Consider the following 24217-nt stretch of genomic DNA (forward strand, 5'->3'; position numbering starts at 1 on the left):
GCGGTAATTTACTGCGGATTCTGCAAGATGCTGATCGAGCCGTTCGTCTCCAGGAATGCGCATTTCATCTTCAGGCGCGGGCAGTCGGCGCCGCGCAGCGCTTCTTCGACATCGTCCTGCGACAGGCGGCAGCGCTTCATCACATTCTCGAAAAACACGCCGTCGCGCCCAATCAGCACGGGGCTGCCCTCGACGAACGACTCGAACTTGCGGCTGCGCGAGGTCAGGAAGGAGATCAGCACGGTCAGCGCCACCAGTGTCGCGGCGATGATCAGCCCGCCGAACAGCGATTCGTCACCACCCGTCATCGAATTGGAGACGGATTCGGACAGCAGCATCACCACCAGCAGGTCGAACGGCGTGAACTGGCCGACCGTGCGCCGGCCCGACACACGCATCATCACGAGCAGGGCGCAGTAAACGATCGCGCCGCGCGCGATCAGCTCCCACCAGGGTAGATCGAGGTCGAACATGGCGCCTCCAGGGCAGAAAATAGTGGCTGATTGTAATCAATCTGCCAACCTCATGACGCCCGGCTGCGCCATGCCGGATCAGTGACCGGCCAGCATGTCTTGTGCGCCGTCCTTGTCGTGGATGGCGAACCGCTTCATCAATGTGGCGCTGGCCTCGTTCAGGCCATGCACGAACACCTGCGCACCGGCCCGGCGCAGTTTCAGGACCACCTTGTCGAGCGCGCCGATGGCCGTGATATCCCAGAAATGCGCATCGCTCAGGTCGATGTGCACGGTCGCGTCTGTTGCGTTGTAGTCGAACGCATGGACCAGCTGGTCGGCCGACGCAAAGAACACGTGACCGCTGACAAGATAGCGGCGCACATCGCTGTCAGCGTCGACGCGCGCCGTCACGCCCAGCATCCGGCTGACTTTCTGCGCAAAGAAGACGCCCGACAACAACACGCCCGCCAGCATGCCCTTGGCCAGATCGTGCGTGGCCACGGTGACGATGACGGTGGCGAGCATGACGATGCTCGAGCTGGCCGGATGCGCACGCAGGTTCGTGATCGAGCCCCAGCTGAACGTGCCGATGGCCACCATGATCATCACGGCGACCAGCGCCGCCATCGGGATCTGCCGCACCCAGTCGCCCAGGAACACGACCATGAACAGTAGCACCACGCCAGCGGTCAGCGTCGACAGGTGGGTGCGTCCGCCAGACTGCACATTGGTCACCGATTGCCCGATCATCGCGCAGCCGGCCATGCCGCCGATGAAGCCGGTGGCGACGTTGGCGATGCCCTGGCCGACGCATTCGCGGTTCTTGTCGCTGCGGTGCGCGGCGGTATCGCTCGATCAGCGCGACGGTGGTGGCGCAGCTGGCATGTCATCCGTTGGTGACGGTGGTGACGGTGGTGACGGCGGTGCGGGCGGCCTTGCGTGTGCCGGTGGCACCGGTGGTGCTGGTGGCGCCGGCCTGTCCTTCAGCGCATGACCGACCCGTGCGGGTGGCGGCGGCGGCGGTGCGACACCAACTGGCGGTGCAGGCGGCGTCGTTGGCGCCAGTAGCGCAGCTGGCGGTGCGGGCGGTAGTGGTGGCGGTGCGCATTTGCTGCTGGTGCCACGGCAGTCGGGTTGTTCGGCGGCGTGGGTCAGGCTGGCGCACAGTGGCAGGCCCATGGCCAGGCCAAGGGCCAGGCTGGATCGGATGATGCGGTTCATGGTGTTCTCCTTGGTGGGCATGCAACACATGCTGCGCCAACAATGTGGAGAAATCATGGAGACGCCCGACCGCGTCAGCACAGCGTGAAACATTCTTGGAGGCAAATCGCGCCATCGTCGTTTACTAAACGGCACTAAACTTCACGCAAACTGCCAAAGTTTGTTGAGGCCTAACACATTACTTGTATAAATTTGCGGTACCGGTTTGCACCACCCTGCGATATGCAGATGAGATGCCGCCGTTTAGTAAATCTGCGACCAGCCGGCATGCGACACCTCAGGAGCGTGTCACGCCGGCTTGACCATCGGGACGCTTCACGTTGCGGTGCGCAAAGGCTGCCGGTTGACGGACGCCAAACCAGCTGCCGCCATAAAAGATAGCCCATACAGGGCACGACCAGGAGACACACATGTATTCACACACCCACCGCGCTTCACGGCAGCGCTGCAGCGTCACGCCCATCGCCATGGCCGTCAGTCTCGCGCTGCTGTCGCTGTCGACCGTTCACGCCCAGACCGTGCCGGTCGACGGGGCAGCCCAGCCGCCGGCCGCACAGCCGGGCGCAGCGCAAACAGTCCCGGCCGCAGCCGCAGCCGCAGCCGCAGCCGCAGTCGCCGATACGCCGTCCGCCGACCAGCCGGCCGGCGCCAGCCCGACGACGGTGGTGGTGACGGGGTTCCGCTACTCCATCGAGAAAAGCCTCGACCAGAAGCGCGAGGCGAATTCGATCGTCGAGGTGGTCACCGCCGAAGACGTGGGCAAATTCCCGGACAAGAACGTGGCCGATGCGCTGCAGCGTGTGCCGGGCGTGGTCGTCACCCGCAGTGGCGGCGAAGGCAAGAACGTCAGCGTGCGCGGCCTGTCGTCCGACCTGACCCTGACGCAGCTGAACGGCAACTACGTCGCCACCGCCGAATCGAATGGCGATCCGTCGCGCTCGTTCAACTACATGCTGATGCCGTCGAACATGCTTGCCAGCGCCGAGCTGTACAAGACCTCCGAAGCGCGCTTCGACGAAGGCGGCATCGGCGGCACGGTGATCCTGCGCACGCGCCGGCCGCTCGACGTCAAGTCGGGTACGGGCTTCGTCAACGCCGAAGGCACCTGGGCCGATACCACCAAGAAGACCGATCCGCAGTTCTCCGGCCAGTATGCGTGGCACGACGAGAGCAACCGCTTTGGCGTGCTGGTCGGCTACACCCAGCAAAAGCGCACCACGCGCACGATGGGCGCGAGCACCGAAAACTGGCAATGGTATGCCGACGACTACAAGGCGCAGCCGCCGGTGGGCGCCGATGGCCAGCCATCGAAACTGAATTCGTTCTGGTGGGGCCAGTCGGGCTTCTATGACCAGTCGGGCAAGTACTACACCAAGTTCGCGATGCCGACTGCGGTGGCGCTGGACGTGCGCACCACCGAGCGCGAGCGCAAGGGCGGGCAGGTCACGCTGCAGTTCAAGCCGCTGCGCAACCTGAACATGACGGCCAATTACTTCCGCTTCGACCTGCAGCAGAATTCGCAGCTGAACCAGCTGAAGGTCCCGGAATGGAATATCGCGCGCTACGACGGCGACGGCAACTGGCCGGGCGGACGCCTGCTCGACGGCCTCACGTTCGACCCGAGCGGCACCGTCGTCACCGGCGCGCAGTACAGCCTGCGTCCGGGCAAGGCGTACTACTGCACCAGCGCGCAGGCCGGCGCGGGCGGCTTGAGCAATACCGGCGGCTTCGGTCCGGACGATTGCACGGTCCCGACCCCGCAGATCACGGGCGGCTACAGCCGCGAGAAGGCGCTGTCGCAAACGGCCGACATCGAAGTCGAATGGAAGGGCGAGTCTGTCGACGCCACCTTCAAGGCCGGCCGCACCTGGGCCAAGGGCGGCCCGGAACTGCAATTTGGCATGCCGATCAAGCCGCGCCGCCAGAATGCCGACGGCAGCTGGGCGCTCGGTAACACGGCCACGTCGTGGGACGTGAGCGGCACGCCGACCATGACGTTCGCGCCGGAACTGATGCAGAACCTGCGCAATGGCATCGGCGAGATCGACCTGGGCTCGACCTCGTCGTCCTGGACCCGCAACAGCACCGACCAGAACTACGCGCAGGCCGACCTGACCTGGCACGCCGACAGCAAGTGGCTCGACTCGGTCCAGTTCGGCGCCAAGTACCGCGACGGCGGCACCAGCCGCAGCACCGGCAACAATTACTGGGTCTGCAAGGGCGCCAACCCGGCCGATTACGACAGCCGCTACCAGAACGGCTGCGATGCGTCGGCCAACCAGTTCCGTCCCGAGTTCCTGTACGACGAATCGCTGGGTAACCTGACGGGCGGCCTGAAAGCCAGCGCTTTCCCCGGCATCAATTACCCGGCCTATATCTCGTACCTGAACCAGACGTATGGCGAGATGCAGACCCGCAACGAAGAAAACTTCATCTACAACGTGGATGAAAAGATCACGTCGATGTACTTGCAGGGCAATTTCAAGACCGACCGCCTGCGCGGCAACCTGGGTGTGCGCGTGGTGCGCACCCGCCAGCATGCCGACTCGACCGACAAGGTCGACTACTACAACGACTACTTCTTCGACGGTCCCGACGGCACGCCGGCGCCATGCCTGGCCGGTGGCTTGCCAGCCGCCGGTGCGCCTGCCGGCTCGGGCTGCACGAGTGGCTTCACGGTCGTGCCGGACAGCGAAACCAATCCGGCCACCGGCCACGTCTCGACCTATGTGGTCAGCTCGCTCGACCGCACCTACACCGATGTGCTGCCAAGCCTGAACGTCGCCTACGACCTGACCGACACGCTGCTGCTGCGCGGCGCCGCCTCGAAGGTCGTGGCGCGGCCAAGCTACAACGATATCGGCGCGCCGGGCGCCCTGAGCAACTACAGCCAGGAATACGTCAACGATCGCCGCCTGATCGGCGGGGGCGACCGCCAGGGCTGGTTCGGCTCGGGCAGCAACAAGGATCTGGAGCCGTACCAGGCCACGCAGTACGACCTGGGCCTGGAGTGGTACTTCCACCGCGGCTCGGTGCTCGGCGCCGGCATCTTCCGCAAGAACGTCAAGAACTTCGCGGTGCCGGTCGTGCGTGATGTCAACCTGAATCTCGGGGGCGAGTCGATCGCGGTGCAGAACTATGCGACCAGTGCCGGCGGGCGCGACGCGGTGTCGAAAGGCATCGAGTTGTACGGCCAGCACACGTTCGACAACGGCATCGGCTTCCAGCTCAACTACACGTACAACAAGACCAACCAGGCCGCCATCACGCTGGCCGACGGCACCGAGATCGGTACGTCGCCACTCGTGGGCAGCGCCAAGAACCAGGCCAACGTGACGGTGTTCTACTCGACCGACCGGCTCATGCTGCGCGCGTCGTACAACCGCCGCGGCCAGGTGGTCAATGGTCTGATGAACGGCTTGAACGTGTATGAGGCGCCCTACAGCCAGGTCGACCTGAACGCGTCGTACAACTTCACGCCGCAGCTGAGCTTGACCGCATCGGTACTGAACGCCACCGAGGAAGAATCGCACTCGTACCTGGGCAACGACACCAAGGCGCGCTTCTACAGCAACAACTACGCCGGCCGTGTGGCGTATATGGGCCTGAACTACAAGTTCTGAGTCTGCAGCGACCATCGCCGCGGTCCCGCGGTCAACGCGGGTTTGCCACACAATCACGTTGGGTTGAACGCGTGGACGGCGTAGCCGTCCACCCTACCGCCCGCAGGACAGGCGTAGCGTGGACGGGTCCCCCGTCCACGCGTCCAACGAACCCCGGGTTCGCCACAAAACCAGGTTGGTTTGAACACAGGACAGTGTCTCTTTTCCAGGATCACGCCATGAACGACCGGATCAGTACGATCTCGACGGCCGGCGGCGGCTGGCGCGCGCTGTGCGCCGGCCTGCTTCTCTTCTTTTGCGCAGGCCTCGCCCTGGCCAACCCGTCCGACAAGCTCGTCATCGACGGGGGCTGGCGCTTCCACCTGCTGCCGGGCGACGCGCGTGAAGAGGCGCATCCCGACCTCATGCCATGGCGCGCCGCCACGGTGCCGGGCACCGTGCATACCGACCTGCTGGCCCACGGCCTGATTCCCGATCCCTACGTCGGCGCGCCCGAAGCAGGCTTGCAGTGGATCGGCCTGGCCGACTGGGAATACCGCACCGCCTTCGACGTGCCGCGCGCGGTACTGCAACGCGCGCGCAGCGAGCTGGTGTTCGCCGGCCTCGACACCTTTGCCGAAGTTTGGCTCAACGGCGTCAAGCTGCTCCACGCGAACAATGCGTTTCGCACCTGGCGCGTGCCGGTGGCGGGCCGGCTGCGTGAGCACGGCAACATCCTGCGCATCGTGTTCCGCTCACCGATCAACACGATGCTGCCGCAGGTCGCCGCGATGCCGCACAAGATCGCCGGCAACTATGCCTCGCCGTACGGCGATGAACCCAAGGATATCCTGAGCGCGAACTTCGTGCGCAAACCCGGCTACCACTATGGCTGGGACTGGGGGCCGCGCTACGTCACTGCCGGCATCGGCAAACCCGTCGTGCTGCACAGCTGGGATGCGGTGCGCATCGACGACCTGCAACTGCGCCAGGACCGCGTCGATGCCGCGCGCGCAGACATCGCCGCCATCGCCTCGCTCGACGCCGTGCGCGCCGGGCGCTTCACGCTGCGCCTGTGGCAGACGGCGCCCGGCGGTCAGCGCACGCTCGCAGCAAAGCGGCGCGTCACTCTGCGCGCCGGCGCCAACCGGATCGAACTGCCGGTGCGGATCGACGCGCCGCAGCGCTGGTTCCCGAACGGCTACGGCAAGCAGCCGCTGTACCGCTACCAGCTCGAGGTCGCCCATGGGAACAACACGCTTGCCACGCATGCTGCGCGCACGGGTCTGCGCAGCGTCGAACTGCGGCGCGACCATGACGCCGCGGGCCAGGGCTTTTATTTCGTCATCAATGGGATTCCCGTGTTTGCCAAGGGCGCCAACACGATCCCGTTCGACATGTTTCAGCCGCGCGTGCGCCGCGAGGGGTTGCGGCGCGTGCTGCAGTCGGCGGCCGACGCCAATATGAACATGCTGCGGAGCTGGGGCGGCGGCTATTACGAGGACGAAGACTTCTACGACCTTGCCGATGAGCTGGGCCTGATGGTCTGGCAGGATTTCATGTTCGGCGGCGGGATGCAGCCAGCGTACGATCCGGCGTTTCGCGCCAACGTGGTCCATGAGGCGCGCGACCAGGTGCTGCGCCTGCGCAACCGGCCCAGCGTCGTGCTTTGGTGCGGCAACAACGAGCAAGAGGTCGCCTGGAAAAACTGGGGCCACCGCAAGACGCTCGAGCGCGCCGACCCGGTCTTTGCCAGCCAGGTGTGGGACGGGTATGTGACGCTGTTCGGCGTCGATCTGCGCCGCGTGGTGGCCGAAGAAGGCGGCGGCATCGGCTACTGGTCGAGCTCGCCCGGCAACGATTTGCAGGAAGTCGCCAACACGCCGGGCAGTGGCGACATGCACTACTGGGAGGTGTGGGGCAATCCGGCCCATCCGGTTTCCAACTATCTCGACATCACGCCGCGCTTCATGTCCGAGTACGGGCTGCAGGCCTGGCCGGTGCAGCGCACGATCGACGCCTTTGCCACGCGCGCCGAGCAGGGCGTGGCCACGCCCGTCATCGAAGCGCACCAGAAATTCATGGCCGGCAAGGGCAACCAGCGCTTGATGAAGTACGTGCAGGCGCAGTTCGGCGTACCGGTCGATTTTCCGGCGTTTGCCTATCTGAGCCAGGTGATGCAGGCCGACGGCATCGAACTGGCCGCGCTGCACCATCGCCGCAGCCGGCCTCACACGATGGGTTCGCTTTACTGGCAGCTCAATGATGTGTGGCCGGGCGCGTCGTGGTCGAGCATCGACTGGTTCGGCCGGCCGAAAGCGCTGCAGTTTCATGCACGCCGCTTCTTTGCACCGGTCGCGGTGGCCGCACTGCGCGACGCCGGGGGCGCCACGCGCGTCAGCCTGCTCAACGACCGCACGCACGCCGTGCAGGGGACGCTGCGCACGCGCGTGATGACGATTGACGGCGCCGTGCTGCGTGACACGCGCGAAGCCATTGCGATCGGGCCGCTGTCGGCGGGCGACGTGCGCGCGTATGCTGACGCGGACCTGCTGGCCGGCGCCGATCCGGCTTCGACCGTTGCCGTGTTCACGCTGCAGGTGGATGGCGAGCCGGCATCGACCGGCGTCGTCTACTTCGTGCCGGCGAAAGACGTCGCCTGGCGCGATCCTGGCCTGCAGACGACCGTACACCGCGATGGTAATGGCTACCGCATCGAGATCACGGCAGCGACACTGGCGCGCGGCGTCTGGCTCGATGCCGGCGACGTCGATGCGCAGTTCCACGACAATGCCCTGACCGTGCTGCCGGGCGAATCCGTCACCGTGCGCGTGACGTCCACCGCCAGCGAGACCGTGCTGCGCGCCGCCCTCCATGTCCGCTCGCTGCGCGATGCCATGCGCGCGACCAACCCAACTTCCTGGAAGATCACCCCATGAACAAGACCCACACCATCGGCGCCGCCGTGGCCATGCTGCTGGCCAGCATGGCCAATGCCGCCGAACCCCGCACTGCCAACGGTTTTGCGACCTCGTTCGAAGCGAATGATCCCGTCCCCGCTACCACAACAGGCGAGGGCATCCGGGTCACGCCGGGCAGCGGCCCTGATAAACCCTACGCTGCCAAGGCGAAGGCCGGCTACACGGGCCTGCGCGCGCTGCAATATCGCGCGGACGGCAAGGGCGGACGCTTGCCGCTGTTCGCGGTCGATCTGGCGATCACCGCCGACACGGTCCTGTCATGGAAGGTGCTGCCCGAGATCGTCGATGGCGACATCGCCACCTCCACCGGCGTGGCGCTGGACCTGGTGCTGGACGACGGCCGCCGCATCTCGAGCCTTGACCTGCGCGACAACCACGGCGTGCGCATCGACGCGGCGGTGCAGGCCAAGTCAAACACGCTGTATCCGCAGCAGTGGGCGCACAAGTCGGTGCGCCTTGGCAGCCTGGCGGGCCGCCGCATCAAATCGATCGAGCTGGCGCTGCAGCCTACTACCGCCGCCGGCGCCAGCGGCTGGCTGGACGACATCGTCATCGGCGAGCAGGCCCAGGGCGACACCAAACGCCCGAGCGACCACGTGCTGACGACACGCGGCACCCAGGCCAACGGCACCTTCTCGCGCGGGAACAATATTCCGGCCACGGCGATGCCACATGGCTTCAACTTCTGGACGCCCGCCACCGATGCGGGCACCTTGACCTGGTTGTATCGCTGGAACGAGCAGAACGACGAAAACAACCGGCCGCGCCTGCAGGCGCTGTCGCTGAGCCACCAGCCGAGCCCCTGGATGGGCGACCGCCAGACCTTCCAGATCATGCCCTCAAACGCGACCGGCCAGCCCGATCCCGACCGCAAGCGGCGCGCGCTGTCGTTCTCGCACGAGAACGAAGTGGCGCGCGCGCACACCTACCGCGTGGACTTCGACAACGGCATCCGCGCCGAGATCGCGCCGAGCGAGCGGGCGGCGATCTTTCGCTTTCGCTTCCCGCAAGGGGGCGACGCCAACCTGCTGTTCGATAACGTCGATGCGCGCGGCGGCCTGCGCCTGGACGCAGCCACGCAGACGCTGCGCGGCTACACCGACACGCGCAGCGGCCTGTCGAACGGCGCGACGCGCATGTTCGTGTTCGCCCGCTTCGACCAGCGCTGGCAGGCCAGCGGCTCGCTGGAGACGGGCCGCCCGACTGGCTACATCAAGTTCAAGGCCGACGGCGGCGAAGTGCGCATGCGCATCGCGACGTCGCTGATCTCGGTCGAACAGGCGCAAAAGAATCTGGCGCTGGAAATCGGCGACGCCGGCTTCGACACCGTGCGCGAGCGCGCGCAGACGGCGTGGGACAAGGAACTGGGCCGGGTGAAGGTCGATGGCGCCAGCGCCGACCAGCTAACCACGGTCTACTCGAACCTGTACCGCCTGTTCCTGTACCCGAACGTCGGCCACGAAAACGTCGGCAGCGCGCAGCAGCCCGACTGGCGCCACGCCGACCAGAGTGGCTGGTCGCAGGCCAACACCGGCGGCGACGCCGACAAGACCTCGGCGCCGGTCGTCGCCGGCAAGGTGTATGTCAACAACGGCTTCTGGGATACGTTCCGCACCACGTGGCCGGCCTACGCGCTGCTGGCGCCAACCCGCGCCGGCGAGATGGTCGACGGCTTCCTGCAGCAGTACCGCGACGGCGGCTGGGTGGCGCGCTGGTCGTCGCCGGGCTACGCCGACCTGATGGTCGGCACCAGTTCTGACGTCGCCTTTGCCGATGCCTGGCTCAAGGGCGTGCGCGGTTTCGATGCGCACCAGGCGTATGAAGCGGCGCTGAAGAACGCGACCGTGGTGCCGCCCGTGTCGAACGTCGGGCGCAAGGGCCTGGGCAAGTCAATGTACCGCGGCTATGCCGATGCGTCGGTCCATGAAGGCATGTCGTGGACGCTCGAAGGTGCGCTCAATGACTTCGGCCTGGCGCAGATGGCGACCGCGCTGGCCGGCGGGGAGGGTGACACGTCGCGCGGGCGCCGCTACCGCGAGGAAGCCGCATACTTCGGCGCGCGCGCCACCGATTACGTCCACCTGTACAACCCGGCCACGGGGTTCTTCCGCGGCCGCGACGCCAAGGGCGCGTGGCGCGAACCGGCCAGGGCGTTCGATCCGCGCCGCTGGGGTGGCGACTATACGGAAGCCAATGCCTGGAACTTCGCGTTCACCGTGCCGCACGACGCCGAAGGACTGGCCGGCCTGATGGGCGGACGCGCGGCGCTGGGCAAGCGGCTCGACACCTTCTTTACCACGCCCGAAACGGCGCAGGCGGCGTTCTCGGGCAGCTACCGCCAGGTGATCCACGAAATGACGGAAGCGCGCGACGTGCGCATGGGCATGTACGCCCACAGCAACCAGCCGTCGCACCACATCCCATGGATGTACGTGGCCGCCGGCCAGCCTGCGAAGACGCAGAAGATCACGCGCGACATCCTGGCGCGCCTGTACCTGGGCAGCGAGATCGGGCAGGGCTATCCGGGCGACGAAGACAATGGCGAGATGTCGGCCTGGTACACGTTTGCGATGCTGGGACTGTATCCGCTGCGGATGGGGTCCCCGGAATACGTGATCGGCTCGCCGGCCTTCGCGCGTACCGATGTGCGCCTGGAAAACGGCCGCACGCTGTCCGTGATCGCGCATGGCAACAGCGTTGACAACGTCTACGTACAGTCGCTCACCGTCAATGGCAAGCCGTGGACCAAACCCTGGATCCGCCACGACGACATCGCTGCCGGCGCGACGCTGGAATTCACGATGGGCAGCACGCCATCGACCTGGGGCAGCGGCGCCGGCGCCTTGCCAGCGTCGCTCACGCCAGCCGGCAAGCAGCCTGCAGGCCTGGTCGACCGCAGCAAGGGTGCCACGCTCACGCTGGACGGCAAACGCGCGCCCGCGCCGCTGACCGACGACGATGCAGCCACGGCCGTGCAGGTAGCAGCAGCGGCGAACATCGGTATCACCCTGGCCAAGAGCGCACGCATCAGCCACTACACGCTCACCGGCGGCAAGGCGCCGCTGGGCAAGGTGTCGTGGACGCTGGAAGGCCGTGACGCCAAGGGCGGCTGGGTCGCGCTCGACACGCGCGAGAACGAAGTCTTCCCCTGGGAACGCCAGCTGCGCCCGTTCGGCATCGCCAAGCCAGGCGTGTACAAGGCATACCGCTTGCGCTTTGCGCAGTGCGCGGCGTTCGAGCTGGCCGAACTGGAACTGCTCGAAGCGCGGTAAACACACCGCGCTCCGGGGGCGATGCTTGTTTACTAAAACGCGCTAAAACACGGCCGGTTTAGTTTGCCTGCGTTGACTCCCCAGAGGCGCGGCTGCTATAAAACACACTACAAGAATGCGCGTTGGAGACGATTCCGATGACGCAAAAAGCGCCCGCAGAGGCGTAATGCCGTTCAGTTACCCATAGAGTGAAAAGCGGGGGTCAGGTCTGACATTCGGACACGATCTCGTCAGTCGGACAGTTGGCACTCGCTGGCACCGCGCCATGCTAATAATGGGCAAGACACCATTGGAAGTGGCTAAGGTTGAGGTCGTGTCTGAATGTCAGACCTGACCCCGGCTGTGGAAGTAGTTAAGGCTGAGGTCGTGTCTGAATGTCAGACCTGACCCCGGCTGTGTTAACTGAACGGCATTGCCCGCAGAGGCGTTTATTAAACCAACGATTGGAGACCGATCATGTCCATGATCACGAGGCCCGGCATGCCGGAGGCGCGGCCGTGAGCCAGGTCACGCTGCGCCATATCGCCAGCGCCACAGGGCTGTCCATTGGCACCGTCTCGCGCGCGCTGAAGAACCAGGGCGGCATGACGGAGGCCACGCGCACGGCCGTGCGTGACGCGGCGCTGCGGCTGGGCTACGACTTTTCGCTGCTCAAGAAAGGCCGGATCCGCCGCATCGCGTTTTTGCTGCACAGCCAGCACAACACCCTCACGTCCAGCCCCTTCTTTACGCCCGTGCTGCACGGGGCCGAAGAAGCCTGCCGGCGCGAGGGGATTGCGCTGTCGCTGATCGTCGTCGGGCCGGCCGAACCGGTGCTGGAACAGATTCGCCTGCACCAGCCCGACGCGATCCTGTGCGCCGGCTTCTTTGAGCCGGAAATCCTCAGCGCCCTGCAGCAGACCGGCAAGCCGATGGTGCTGGTCGACATGCACCGGCGCGGTTTCACGTCGATCAACCCGGACAATATCAGCGGCGGCTACCTCGCCACGCAGCACCTGCTGCGCGTCGGGCGCAAGCGCATCGCCATGCTGTCGGGGTCCCTGGCCCACTACAGCATCGGGCAGCGCAACCGCGGCTTTCGTCAGGCGCTGTTCGATGCCAGGATGCATGCCGATCCGAGCCTCGAAGTGAGCGTGCCGACGATGGGCGAGGGCGACGACGGCGTGATCGAGGCGATGCGCAGCCTGCTGGCGTTGCCGAAGCGGCCCGACGCGCTGTTCTGCTACAACGACAGCACGGCGCTGGTCGCGATGAAGTACTGCCTGGGCGAGGGGCTCAAGATTCCCTACGACCTCGCCATCGTCGGCTTCGACGATATCGCCGCCGCCGCTGCCGCCATTCCGCCACTGAGCACCGTGCGCGTGGACAAGGAAGCGCTGGGGCGCGCCGGCGTCGATGCGCTGCTCGCCAGGCCAGAGCTTCAACACACCAACCCGCAACAGCCCGGCCTCCAGCAGAGCGACGTGGACGCCACCCAGATAACCCTGCCAGTCGAGATCATCGTGCGCGAGAGCAGCTACGACGACTAGCGTACAACCACCATCCCCCACCATGACCACGTTCCCGAACTTTCGCAGCCCGGACCTGCTGCTCGACCACGCGCGCCATACGATGCGCTTCTACCACCCGCGCGCGATCGATCCGGCCGGTGGCATGTTCCACTATTTCAAGGATGACGGCGCCGTCTACGACCCGCACCACCGCCACCTGGTGAGCAGCACGCGCTTCGTGTTCACGTATGCGATGGCATACCGCCAGTTCGGCGATCCGGCCTATCTGGACGGCTTGCAGCACGCGGTGCGCTTCCTGCGCGACGCGCACCGCGCACCGGACGGCAGCGGCTACGCCTGGATGCTGGATGGACGCGAGCTCGAAGACGGCACCCAGCATGCCTACGGCCAGGCCTTCGTGCTGCTGGCGTATTCGCATGCGACGATGGCCGGGCTGGAACAGACGCGCGCCTGGATCGGCGAGACGTTTGACCTGATGGAAGCGCGCTTCTGGAGCGCGGCCGATGGCCTGTACGCCGACGAGGCAAGCCACGACTGGCGCACGCTGTCGAGCTACCGCGGCCAGAACGCGAACATGCACGCAGTCGAGGCGCTGCTGGCGGCCCACCAGGCCACCGGCGAAGCGCGCTACCTCGAGCGCGCCTATCTGGTGGCCAGCAACATCACGCAGCGCCAGGCCGCGCGCTGCGGTGGCCTGGTCTGGGAACACTACGACGAGCAGTGGCAACCGGACTGGAAGTTCAACATCGACGACCCGGAAAACCTGTTTCGCCCATGGGGCTACCAGCCGGGCCACTTTACCGAATGGGCCAAGCTGCTGGTGCAGCTCGAAGCGCGCGCCACGGGCGTTCTGTTTGATGATCTGAGCTGGCTGCTGCCAACCGCGGAGCGCCTGTTCAAGGTGGCGCTGGAGAAGGGCTGGGACAACGAATACGGCGGCGTGGCCTATTCGCTCGCGCCCGACCTGACAGTCTGCGACAGCCACAAATACTTCTGGGTGCAGGCAGAAAGCGCCGCCGCGGCGGCGCTCCTGGCCGCGCGCACCGGTAACGACGCCTACTGGACCTGGTACGAGCGACTGTGGCAATACAGCTGGAGCCACTTCGTCGACCACCAGCACGGCGCCTGGTACCGCATCCTCGACCGCGATAACCGCAAGCTCAGTGACGAGAAAAGCCCGGCCGGCAAGGTCGATTACCACACGATGGGCGCCGTGTACGACATCGTCGCCGCGATGAAAGGGACGCGCCATGGTTGATGCACCGTTCATGCTGTGCGCCGGCGAGGCGCTGACCGACATGATCCATCAGGGCGACGAACGCTGGGTCAGCCGCGTGGGCGGCTCGACCTGGAACGTGGCGCGCGCGCTGGCGGTGCTGGGCGAGCCGACGGCGTTTGCCGGCGCGATCAGCCGCGACCGTTTTGGCGACGCCCTGTGGGCGGCCAGCGAAGCGGCGGGCCTGGACCTGCGCCTGCTGCAGCGCGTGGAGCGCGCGCCGCTGCTGGCCGTGGTCGAGGGCGGCGAGCCGCCGCGCTACTTCTTCATCGGTGACGACAGCGCCGACCTGCATTTCGATCCGTCCGCGCTGCCGGCCGGCGCCTTCGACGGCCTGCGCTGGGCGCACTTTGGTGGCATCAGCCTGGCGCGCGAGCCGCTGGCCGCCACGCTGGTGGCGCTGGCGCGCACGTTGAAAGAACGCGGCGTGTCGATCAGCTTCGATCCGAATTACCGCAACCTGATGGATGCGCGCTACACGCCGACGCTCGAGGCAATGGCCTCGCTGGCCGACCTGATCAAGGTGTCGGACGACGACCTGCGCGGCCTGTTCCCCGGCCTGGGGCTGGACGACGCCCTGGCGCGCCTGCGCGCGTTCAACCCGGCCGCTTACTGCCTGCTCACGCGCGGCGGCCAGGGCGCGAGCCTGTTCCACGGCGACGAACGTTGTCACGCGCTGGCGCCGAAAGTGGCGGTCGTGGATACCGTGGGCGCGGGCGACGCCAGCGCCGCTGGCCTCTTGCACAGCCTTGCACGCCATCCGCAGCGCGCCCTGCAGGCGCACCTGCACGCCGCACTGGCGGCCGGCTCCGCCGCCTGCCTGCAGGCCGGCGCCACCCCACCGCCACCGGCGGCCATGCACCAACTGTTCGAACTGCTCGAAGGAGAAGCATCGTGATGCCGCATTTCCGTACCCGTTTCAGTGTCCCCACGCTGGTGCTGGCCTGCCTGCTGCCCCTGGGCGCGCAGGTCGCGCTGGCGGCCGACAGCATGCCGGTCAACACCTTCATCGGCACCCAGGATGAGGGCAACACCTTCCCCGGCGCCTCCGCGCCGTTCGGCATGATCCAGGTCAGCCCGATTGCCGACCACTACGCCGGTTATCGCTACAGCGACAAGCGGATCCGCGGCTTTGGCCACTCGTTCCTGTCCGGCGCTGGCTGCTGGGAGCAGGGCGGACAGCTGTCGGTGCTGCCGGTCACGGGCACCATCGGGCCGGGCGGCGACTTCGACACCGCCAAGAAAGACAGTTTTGACCACAAGCGCTACGCCGCCGACTATACGCATGACGGCGAAGTCGGCCAGGCTGGCTACTACAAGGTCAAGCTGACCAGCTACGGCGGCATCACGGCCGAAGCGACCGCGCTGACCCGCGCCGCCGCCGAACGTTATACCTACGCGCCCGGCACCAAGACCGGCCATGTGCTGCTCAACGTCGCGCAGGCCAACGAGCGCCATGGCGTCATCGGCAGCGAAGTGCAGGTCGTCGGTGAGCGCGCCGTCGAGGGCAAGATCGTCACCCGCAGTTTCTGCGGCGGCGCCAAGTATACGACCTGGTTCCGCATGGAGTTCGACCAGCCCATCGCCGCCAAGGGCGTCTGGGACGACCGTGGCGGCTGGCCTGGCGCTGCCGGTCCGAGCCAGCAGGGCGAGGCCAAGCCGCATGGCGTGTGGCTTAGTTTTGAGCTGAAGAACGGCCAGGCCGTCACCGCTGTCAGCGCGATTTCGCACGTCGACGCCGAAGGCGCGCGCATCAACCTCGCCGCCGACGGCAAGGCTGGCGACAAAGCCTTGACCTTTGATGCGATGAAAACAAAGGCGCAGGCCACCTGGCAGCGTGAACTGGGCAGCGTGCGCATCAAGGGCGGCAGCAAGGACGACCGCACCGTGTTCTACACGGCGCTGTACCACGCGCTGCTGCAGCCGCTGACGGGCAACGACGCCGACGGCCGCTATCGCGGCTATGACGATGCGATCCATACCGCCAAGGACTGGACCTACTACGAATTCTTCTCGCTGTGGGACACCTATCGCGCGCAGAACCAGTTGCTGGCGCTGATCCGGCCCGAGCGCGCGCGCAATATCGCGACCTCGGTACTGGCGATCCGCGACCAGGGCGGCTGGCTGCCGCGCTGGGGCTATGCCAACTTCGAAACCAATATCATGACGGGCGACCCGGTCACGCCGTTCCTGGTCGATCTGTGGCGCTTCGGCGCGCTCAAGGGTCGCGAAGCGCAGGCCTACGCCGCGCTGCGCGAAAATGCCTTCGGTGTGCCGGCCCACGGCATCCGTCCGCAAGGCCGTTCGGGCAATCCGAATTACATGAAGCAGGGTTTCGTGCAGTACGACCGCAGCTTTGTGTCGAAAGGGATGGACACCGACCCGCACCACGGCGCCTCGGCGACGCTCGAATACGCGCTGGCCGATGGCGCGCTGGCCGAGATGGCCAAGGCGCTCGGCCACGAGGACGATGCCCGTGTGCTGGCGCAGCGCGCGCTGAACTGGAAAACCGTCTGGGATGCCAATGCCATCGACGAACCGACCGGCCAGCGCGGCTTCCCACGCCCACGCCTGATCGACGGCAGCTGGTTTGCCGATGTCGGCAGCGGGTTCGATCCGCGCGGCGACCATGGCTTCCATGAAGGCACGGCGTGGCAATACCAGTGGCTGGCGCCGCAGGACGTGCCGGGCCTGGCCGCAGCGATGGGCGGGCAGGCGGGGGCACTGGGCCGGCTTGACCAGTTCTTCGACTATCCGGCCGTGTTGGCCGACCCGAACGCCGTGCGCAAGTCGTGGGTGGTGGGGCCATACAGCTACTACGCCCAGTTCCGCTACAACCCGAACAACGAGCCGGACCTGCACGCACCGTGGATGTACACGTTGATGGGCCAGCCGTGGAAGACGACCACCGTGCTGCGCGCCGCCGAAACGCTGTTCACCAATGGTCCGGGCGGCGTGACGGGCAACGATGACCTGGGGACGATGTCGGCCTGGTACCTGTTCAGCGCATTGGGCATCTATCCGGACATGCCGGGCAGCGGGCGCTTCCTGCTGCATGCGCCGCGCTTTGCAGGCGCCGAGATCGACCTGGCACAGGGCCGCACGCTGCGCATCGACGCTGCTGGCGCCAAGCCGGGCCAGCGCGGTTTCGTCAAGTCGGTCAATTACAGCGGCCGCGCGGTGGAGCGCGTCTGGCTCGACTGGGAGCAAGTGCAGTCGGGCGGCGCGCTGAAGTACCAGCTGGCGCCGCAGCCGGATGCGCAGGGCTGGGGCACGCGTGCCCGCGACCTGCCACGCCCGCCCGCTGGCATGGCCCGCTAAGTACCTCGACCACAACAAAAATAGTTAGGAGACAGCATGGCAAATATGGCTACGGGCGCGGCACCACTCGCGCGGCAGGACGGTCCCCCCGGGACCCAGCAGGGCAGTAACACGGGGGCGCTCGTCATCGTCACCATCCTGTTCTTCATGTGGGGCCTGATCACGTCGCTCAACGACGTCCTGATCCCGCACCTGAAGGCGGTCTACACGCTGACCTACGTGCAGGCGATGCTGGTGCAGTTCTGCTTCTTCGGCGCGTATGCGATCGTGTCGCTGCCGGCCGGCGTACTGATTCGCCGCATCGGCTACCAGAAGGGCGCCGTGACGGGCCTCCTGGTGGCGGCCGTCGGCTGCACGCTGTTCTATCCGGCCGCTGCCGGCGGCTATGGCATGTTCCTGCTGGCGCTGTTCGTTTTGGCCTCGGGCATCACGGTGCTGCAGGTCGCGGCCAATCCGTATGTGGCCGTGCTGGGCCCGGCGCGCACGGCGTCGAGCCGGCTGACGCTCACGCAGGCGTTCAATTCGCTGGGCACGACGATCGGACCGGCCGTGGGCGGGGTGCTGATCCTGTCGGCGGCCGGCGCTGCCGCCGTGGCGGGGACCGACGTTGTTGCAAATGCGGCTGCCGAAGCAGCCAGCGTGCGCGGGCCGTACCTGATGCTGGCCGGCCTGCTGGTCGTGCTGGCCGTGCTGTTTTTGGCAGCGAAGCTGCCAACGATTGCTGCCGCCGATGACGCTGGTGCGCCGGTGGCGGGTGCCGCCGGCTCGGTGCTGGCGCATCGCCATCTGGTGCTGGGTGCCATCGGCATCTTCCTGTACGTGGGCGCCGAAGTGAGCATCGGCAGCTTCCTGATCAACTTCATCGGCGAGCCGCAGATCGCTGGCCTGGCGCATGCCGACGCCGCCCATTACGTCAGCATCTACTGGGGCGGCGCGATGGTGGGTCGCTTCATCGGCTTTGCCGTGATGCGCGTGGTCAGCCCGGGCAAGACGCTGGCATTCAATTCGGTGGCGGCAATCGTGCTGGTATTGGTCGGCACGTTCGCGCAGGGCGACATCGCGATGTGGGCGATCCTGGCGGTTGGCCTGTGCAACTCGATCATGTTCCCGACGATCTTCAGCATGGCGCTTTACGGCCTGGGCAAGCACACGGGCCAGGGTTCCGGCATCCTGTGCATGGCCATCGTCGGCGGCGCGCTGGTGCCTTTTGCGCAGGGCGCGCTGGCCGATACCTTGGGCGTGCAGATCTCGTTCCTGCTGCCGGCCGCATGCTATGCGTTCATCCTGTACTTCGGTGCCCGTTACGCGTCGATGTACGCGCCGAAGTAACCTTCACGCGTCGTAGCGGTAGCCGAGGCCATAGATCGAGCGGATCGGCTCCAGCCCCGGCGCCGCCGCATCGATCTTGCGCCGCAGGTTCTTGACGTGGCTGTCGATGGCGCGGTCGGTGGCGTCGAGATTATCGGCGCGGGCCGCGTCGAGCAGCTGGGCGCGTGACAGCACCTGGCCCGGCCGGCGCGCCAGCGCTGCCAGGATCGCGTACTCGCTTGGCGTCAGGTCGAGCGCACGGCCGTGGAGACTGACGCTGCGCGCGGCCTCGTCGAGCTGCAGCGCCGCCGGCGCAACGTCGCTGCTTCCGGCGCGGCGCAGGATCGCCTTGATGCGCGCCATCAGTTCGCGCGGGCTGAACGGCTTGCACAGGTAGTCGTCAGCGCCCAGTTCCAGCCCCAATAAGCGGTCGATTTCTTCGACGCGCGCCGTCACCATCACGATTGGCACGTCCGAAAATGCGCGCACCGCGCAGCACAATGCCAGGCCATCCAGGCCAGGCAGCATCAGGTCGAGCACGATCAGATCCGGCGGCGCCGCGCGGATCGCGGCCAGGGCCTGCGCGCCATCGCCATGCACGGTCGCGACATAACCGGCCGCGCGTGCGTAGTCGGCGATCACGGCGGCCAGTTCTGGTTCATCCTCGACGATCATGATGGTGCTGATCATGGCACGTCCTTTTCAAGCAGCGGCAGCGACACGGTCACGCGCAGGCCGCCCAATGGCGAATGGGCGAACGCCAGCGCGCCGCCCTGCGCTGCGAGCAGGCGCCGGCTCAGGGCCAGACCCAGGCCGGCGCCGCCGTGCGCGCGGCTACGCGAGGCATCGACGCGGTAGAAACGCTCGGCCAGCCGCGCCAGCGCGGCATCGGGCACGCCGGGCGCGCTGTCGTCGAGCGTCAGGTGCAACTGGCTGTCGTGCACCTGCGCGCTGAGCCGCACCACGCCGCCGGGCGCCGTGTAGCGCAGGCTATTCTCGAACAGGTTGGCCAGCACCTGACGCAGGCGGTCCGGGTCGCCCAGCACCTGTGAATGTGCCGGCGCCCCGCCGGTCTCGAACGTCAGGCCAGCGGCCTGGAAGCGCGCGCCGAATGCCTGCGCTTCAGCGGTCGCCAATTGCCACAGGTCGAGCGGCACGCGCTGGCATGCCAGTTCGCCGACGTCGGCCCGCGCCAGCGCATACAGTTCGTCGATCAGCTTCGTCAGCGCATGCACCTGCAGCACCATCGCATCGACGGTGGCGGGTGTGGCCTGGCGCACGCCATCCTGAATCGCTTCGAGCTGTGCGCGCAGTACGGCCAGCGGCGTGCGCAGTTCGTGCGAGGTATCGGCCACCCACTGGCGGCGCGCCGCTTCCGCTTGATCCAGTCGTTCGGCCAGCGCATTGAAGTGGCGCGCCAGGTCGCCCAGTTCGTCGCTGCGCTGGTCCGGCAGGCGCACGGCGTAGTCGCCTGCGGCCAGTGCGCCGGCGCCGCGCGCGAGGCGGTCGATCGGGCGCCGGAAGTGGCGCGCCAGGCCGATTGCCGCCAGCGCGCTGAGCACGAGGGCGAGTCCGCCAATCAGCCACAGGCTGCGCTGCAACTGGTCGAGAAAGGCGAACGCCATCGCGTCACTGGGCCGCGCGCTGCGCGCGACGCCGAGATAGCCAACGGTGCGCTCATCGATGGTGATGGCGCGCCGAGCCAGCGGACGGTTGCCCGGCGGACGGCCGGCGAGATACGCGCCCTGAGCATCGAGCAGCGTGATGCGCATGTGCAGGTCGGCGATTACGCCGGGTGGGGCGGGTGGGGGTGGTGGGAGCGGCGGCATCGGTGGGCCGGCTGGCGTGTGCTGGGCAGCAGCTGGTGCAACAGGTGCCACGGGGGCGACAGGGCCCACTGGCGCTACCGGTCCCACCGGCCCGACCGGCGGCGCCGGTTTCCCCCGCATCGACTGCAGGCGCGTCAGTTCGCCGCCGATCCAGTCGCGGCGGTCTTCACCAGCGGGCAAGAACGTCCAGTCGCCATGTTGGCGGTACTGGCGCGCGACGGCGCCAGAGAGTTCGTCGAGGCGATCCAGTTCGATCGCCACCGCGTAGTCGCCGAAACTGCCCAGCACATTCTGGCGCAGCAGCAGCACGGCGGCGGCGGCCACCGTCAGCATGGCAAGAAGCACGGAGGCAAAGAGGCGGTGGCCGATGGCGATTTTCACGGGGCGGGCAAGAAGTGGTGACAGTGCATGGTAAGCCATGAGCGTCGCGACGCGGCATGTTGAATGCGCACGAGGTTTGGCGGCTACTGTTCAGCCCTTGAGGACTAGCCCCTTATCGAATTACCGGCGGGCATAGCCGCGCCCGTGGTATGCGTCGTTGATGCGCCAGTCGGATACCAGCGCGCCCGCAGTTGCATGAACGGCGTCTCTATCACGCGGTACAGTACCCAGCCGCCCAGGATGCCGGCCGCCATGACCGCTGCGATGGTCAAGGGCGCGCCGGGGTCGATGCGCCTGCTGACCAATTCCGGACGCAAGGCCATGAACACTGGCTTGTGCACCAGGTAGACGGCGTAGGACCACAGGGCCAGGCTGGCTGCGCCGGGAATGCTCGCCCGGTTCAGGATCGAGCCCGGGCTGAGCGCCGAACAGGTCAGCACCGCGAAGCTGGCGGCGACCAGTGAAAACCCGAAGGTGGATGCCGCGAAAGCAGTCGGCACGTCGTTCATTATTCCGTACAGCACAGCCGCCGACATCGCCAGGCCCGCTACCAGCAGCGCATTCCCGTTGCGCAGGATGCGTGCAAAGGCCGCCGGATGGAAATTTTTGAGCATCGCGATGGCGACACCGGGCAGCAATTCGTCGAAGCGGGAAAAGCTCGAGTAGTACACCGGCGCCGCAAAGACATCCATGCCGTCCATGAAGGCCATGCCGCGTACCGTCATGCCGGTGCCGATGGCGGCAAAGAGGGCGCACCAGAGCCAGCGCGGCGAGCGCTCGCTGCCGACCAGTACCAGCACTGCCAGCGGGAACACCAGGTAGAACTGCTCTTCGATGCACAGTGACCACGAGTGCGTGAAGGTTTCCCCATAGTTCAAACCGAAGTTCTGGGTGAAGGTGAGGAACTGCCAGACCGGCGCCATGCTCTTGCCGGCGATGGGACTATCCGGCAGCAGCAGGTACACGGCCAGCACCGCGTAGTAATTTGGCAGCGTGCGCAGCAAGCGGCGTGCGAAGAAGGTTTTCAGGTCCAGCTTATCGCCACGCGCGGCCGGCGCCAGCAGCTGATTGCCGATCAGGTAACCGCTCAGCACGAAAAACAGGTCGACTCCGGCCCAGCCGATTTTTCCCATGAAGCCGAATGTCGGCGCGTGGCTGACGAAGCCTTGGTAGTGCGACATCAGGACCAGCGCGATGGCAAGCGCGCGCAGGGTGTCCAGCCCGGCGAGCCGGGCGGAAGTGGATTGAAGCTGCATCATGAAGATTTCTTGTCGAGGTGTTGTAGTGCTTCCGCCAGGGCGGGCATATAGGTGCGGCTGGCGCGCAGCACGCTGCCGTCATGCAGGCGCAGCAGGGCGTCGCGATTGGTCAGCGAGCGCAGCTCGGCGACCATGTCCAGCCGCACGATGGTCGAGCGGTGCACACGGTGGAACTGGCGCGCATCGAGCTGTATGGCCAAGTTGTGCAGGCGCTCGCGAACCAGCCAGGTCTTGCCGTTCGCATGCAAGGTGGCGTAGTCGCCGTCGGCCTCGATGCGCTCGACCTGCGCAACCGGCACCAGCACCGTGCGCGCGCCGACACGCACGCTGAAGCTGCGCAGCGCCGGCACGGCTGGTGGCAACGTGCTGCCGTAGGCGCGATAAGGAAAGGCCTGCTGCGCGCGGTCGAGGGCTTCGTCCAGGCGTTCGTCATCGACCGGCTTGAGCAGGTAATCCAGGGCGGCCAGATCGAATGCCTGCAGGGCGAAGCTGTCGTAGGCGGTCAGCAGGATCGCCATCGGCCGCTGCGCCGGCGGCAGCGCTGCCAGCACCTCGAGCCCGGTCTGGCCCGGCATCTCGACATCGATAAATACCAAGTCGGGCCGCAGCGCCAGGATGCCGGCATGAGCGCTGTCGCCGTCACCGAACTCGCCGACGAGAGCGAAGCCGCTGCGCCGCGCCAGCCTGAGCTTGACCGCCAGCCTGGCCAGCGGTTCGTCGTCGACAATGACGACCCGTATGTTCATGCCGCCGCCTCCATGCTACGTAGCGGCAAGGCGATACGCACGCCGAAGCGGCCGTCCGGCCCCCACCCCGTCTCGACTTCCTGATCGTCGCCGTACAGCTGGAGCAAGCGTTCCCTTACGTTGGCCAAGCCGATACCGCATCCCGGCTGCACCGGCTGCTGACCGTCGTTGCGCACCTCGACCAGCAGGCGCCCGCCGACATGCTCAAGACGGATGTCGAGCCGCCCGGGGACGGACAGCGGCGCGATGCCGTGACGGATCGCGTTCTCGACAAGGGGCTGCAGCATCAGGTAGGGCATGACGTTGTCGAGCAGGCCCGGACCGGATTTCACGCTCAGACACAGGCGTTCGCCCAGGCGTGCCTGTTCGATCTTGAGGTAGGCGTCGAGCAGGGCCAGTTCTTCCGCAAGCGAATGCTCGTGGCGGCCGTCGTGCGCAAGCGTGGCGCGCAGGAAGTCGGCCACACAGCCGAGCATGCGGTTGGCCTCGCGGTTGGACTGGGCCGACACGAGCGCGGAAATCGCGTTCAGGGAGTTGAACAGGAAGTGGGGGTTGACCTGCAGGCGCAGCGCGCGCAGCTGGGCGTCGCGCGCTGCGGCCTGCGCCTGAGCCAGATGGAGGCGCACTTGCTGCAGAGACAGGTAGTAGGCCGCCACTGCATGCACGGCGCAGAACGCGATCAGGGCCAGCCAGCAGCCGTCCAGACCCTCGGCCAGTTCATTCCAGCGGTAGTGCTTTTGCAGCCCGAGCCAGATTCCCAGGCCCTGTCCCAGCACGGCGTTCAGGATGGACATGGCGTAGCTGGCGGCCAGCAGCACCAGCGCCATACGCAGCCAGGGCCAGTCACAGCGCCACATGGCGCGCTGCAGCAGCGCCAACGGAATCAACCACACCAGGCAGGCAACGAAGTACAAGCTGCGGAAGGCCGCAGCATACTCGTAGCCGAAGACAGGCAGCCCGAGGATGGCCATGCAGGCGGCGATCGGCAGTGCGGCCAGCACGGGGACGAACAGGGGCGTTTCGACTTTCATGCCGGCTTTTCGAATTGTAATGTT

General features: G+C 66.7%; 15 protein-coding genes and 1 pseudogene. 8 read left to right on the forward strand and 8 right to left on the reverse strand.

Annotated elements, in window-relative coordinates; all coding sequences use genetic code 11:
• Nucleotides 1–8: 8 nt before the first annotated feature.
• The 3 genes and pseudogenes from RCH14_RS05870 to RCH14_RS05880 form a co-directional block, all read right to left on the reverse strand.
• The gene (locus RCH14_RS05870) at nucleotides 9–473 is read right to left on the reverse strand and encodes a YetF domain-containing protein (protein WP_343025224.1); all 465 of its coding nucleotides are present in this window, start codon (nucleotides 471–473) and stop codon (nucleotides 9–11) included.
• Nucleotides 474–551: 78 nt separating this feature from the next.
• Nucleotides 552–1286 (reverse strand): annotated as a pseudogene (locus RCH14_RS05875) (SulP family inorganic anion transporter); the annotation flags it as partial.
• A gap of 24 nt (nucleotides 1287–1310) precedes the next feature.
• Entirely contained in the window at nucleotides 1311–1676 is a 366-nt protein-coding gene (locus tag RCH14_RS05880) for a hypothetical protein (RefSeq protein ID WP_343025225.1), read from the reverse strand.
• A 410-nt stretch (nucleotides 1677–2086) separates the two neighbouring features.
• On the opposite strand from RCH14_RS05880, the gene RCH14_RS05885 reads away from it, so the two are divergent.
• The 8 genes from RCH14_RS05885 to RCH14_RS05920 all read left to right on the forward strand — a co-directional run bounded on the left by RCH14_RS05885 (nucleotide 2087) and on the right by RCH14_RS05920 (nucleotide 18968).
• Nucleotides 2087–5299 (forward strand): TonB-dependent receptor, encoded by a 3213-nt coding sequence (locus RCH14_RS05885; RefSeq protein WP_343025226.1) that lies wholly within the window; start codon nucleotides 2087–2089, stop codon nucleotides 5297–5299.
• Nucleotides 5300–5517: 218 nt separating this feature from the next.
• Complete coding sequence (locus RCH14_RS05890; protein ID WP_343025227.1) at nucleotides 5518–8217, forward strand: glycosyl hydrolase 2 galactose-binding domain-containing protein; 2700 nt, start codon at nucleotides 5518–5520, stop codon at nucleotides 8215–8217.
• Entirely contained in the window at nucleotides 8214–11531 is a 3318-nt protein-coding gene (locus RCH14_RS05895; protein ID WP_343025228.1) for a GH92 family glycosyl hydrolase, read from the forward strand. The genes RCH14_RS05890 and RCH14_RS05895 overlap by 4 nt, the downstream gene beginning before the upstream one ends.
• Before the next feature lie 497 nt (nucleotides 11532–12028).
• A complete protein-coding gene (locus tag RCH14_RS05900; RefSeq protein WP_343025229.1) occupies nucleotides 12029–13060 on the forward strand; it encodes a LacI family DNA-binding transcriptional regulator in 1032 nt (343 codons plus the stop codon).
• A gap of 22 nt (nucleotides 13061–13082) precedes the next feature.
• Nucleotides 13083–14300 carry an AGE family epimerase/isomerase gene (locus RCH14_RS05905; protein WP_343025230.1) on the forward strand — a complete coding sequence of 406 codons (1218 nt, stop codon included), beginning with the start codon at nucleotides 13083–13085 and terminating at the stop codon, nucleotides 14298–14300.
• Nucleotides 14293–15216, forward strand: a complete 924-nt coding sequence (locus RCH14_RS05910) for a carbohydrate kinase (RefSeq protein WP_343025231.1) — start codon at nucleotides 14293–14295, stop codon at nucleotides 15214–15216. Before RCH14_RS05905 ends, RCH14_RS05910 begins: the two co-directional genes overlap by 8 nt.
• On the forward strand, nucleotides 15216–17639 hold the full coding sequence (locus tag RCH14_RS05915; protein ID WP_343025541.1) for a GH92 family glycosyl hydrolase: 2424 nt from the start codon (nucleotides 15216–15218) through the stop codon (nucleotides 17637–17639). Before RCH14_RS05910 ends, RCH14_RS05915 begins: the two co-directional genes overlap by 1 nt.
• A gap of 36 nt (nucleotides 17640–17675) precedes the next feature.
• Nucleotides 17676–18968: a sugar MFS transporter gene (locus RCH14_RS05920; protein WP_343025232.1), complete on the forward strand. Its 1293-nt coding sequence runs from the start codon at nucleotides 17676–17678 to the stop codon at nucleotides 18966–18968.
• A 3-nt stretch (nucleotides 18969–18971) separates the two neighbouring features.
• Here RCH14_RS05920 and RCH14_RS05925 read toward each other — a convergent pair whose 3' ends face one another.
• From RCH14_RS05925 to RCH14_RS05945, 5 genes are all read right to left on the reverse strand, one after another.
• A complete protein-coding gene (locus RCH14_RS05925; RefSeq protein ID WP_343025233.1) occupies nucleotides 18972–19637 on the reverse strand; it encodes a response regulator in 666 nt (221 codons plus the stop codon).
• Nucleotides 19634–21196 (reverse strand): ATP-binding protein, encoded by a 1563-nt coding sequence (locus tag RCH14_RS05930; RefSeq protein ID WP_343025234.1) that lies wholly within the window; start codon nucleotides 21194–21196, stop codon nucleotides 19634–19636. The genes RCH14_RS05925 and RCH14_RS05930 overlap by 4 nt, the downstream gene beginning before the upstream one ends.
• 65 nt (nucleotides 21197–21261) lie before the next feature.
• Nucleotides 21262–22416: an acyltransferase gene (locus RCH14_RS05935; protein ID WP_343025235.1), complete on the reverse strand. Its 1155-nt coding sequence runs from the start codon at nucleotides 22414–22416 to the stop codon at nucleotides 21262–21264.
• On the reverse strand, nucleotides 22413–23162 hold the full coding sequence (locus RCH14_RS05940; protein WP_343025236.1) for a LytTR family DNA-binding domain-containing protein: 750 nt from the start codon (nucleotides 23160–23162) through the stop codon (nucleotides 22413–22415). Before RCH14_RS05940 ends, RCH14_RS05935 begins: the two co-directional genes overlap by 4 nt.
• Nucleotides 23159–24193 (reverse strand): histidine kinase, encoded by a 1035-nt coding sequence (locus tag RCH14_RS05945; protein WP_343025237.1) that lies wholly within the window; start codon nucleotides 24191–24193, stop codon nucleotides 23159–23161. The genes RCH14_RS05940 and RCH14_RS05945 overlap by 4 nt, the downstream gene beginning before the upstream one ends.
• Nucleotides 24194–24217 lie beyond the last annotated feature (24 nt).

This window comes from Massilia sp. MP_M2 (genome assembly GCF_039123635.1).
Classification (GTDB): Bacteria; Pseudomonadota; Gammaproteobacteria; order Burkholderiales; family Burkholderiaceae_D; genus Telluria.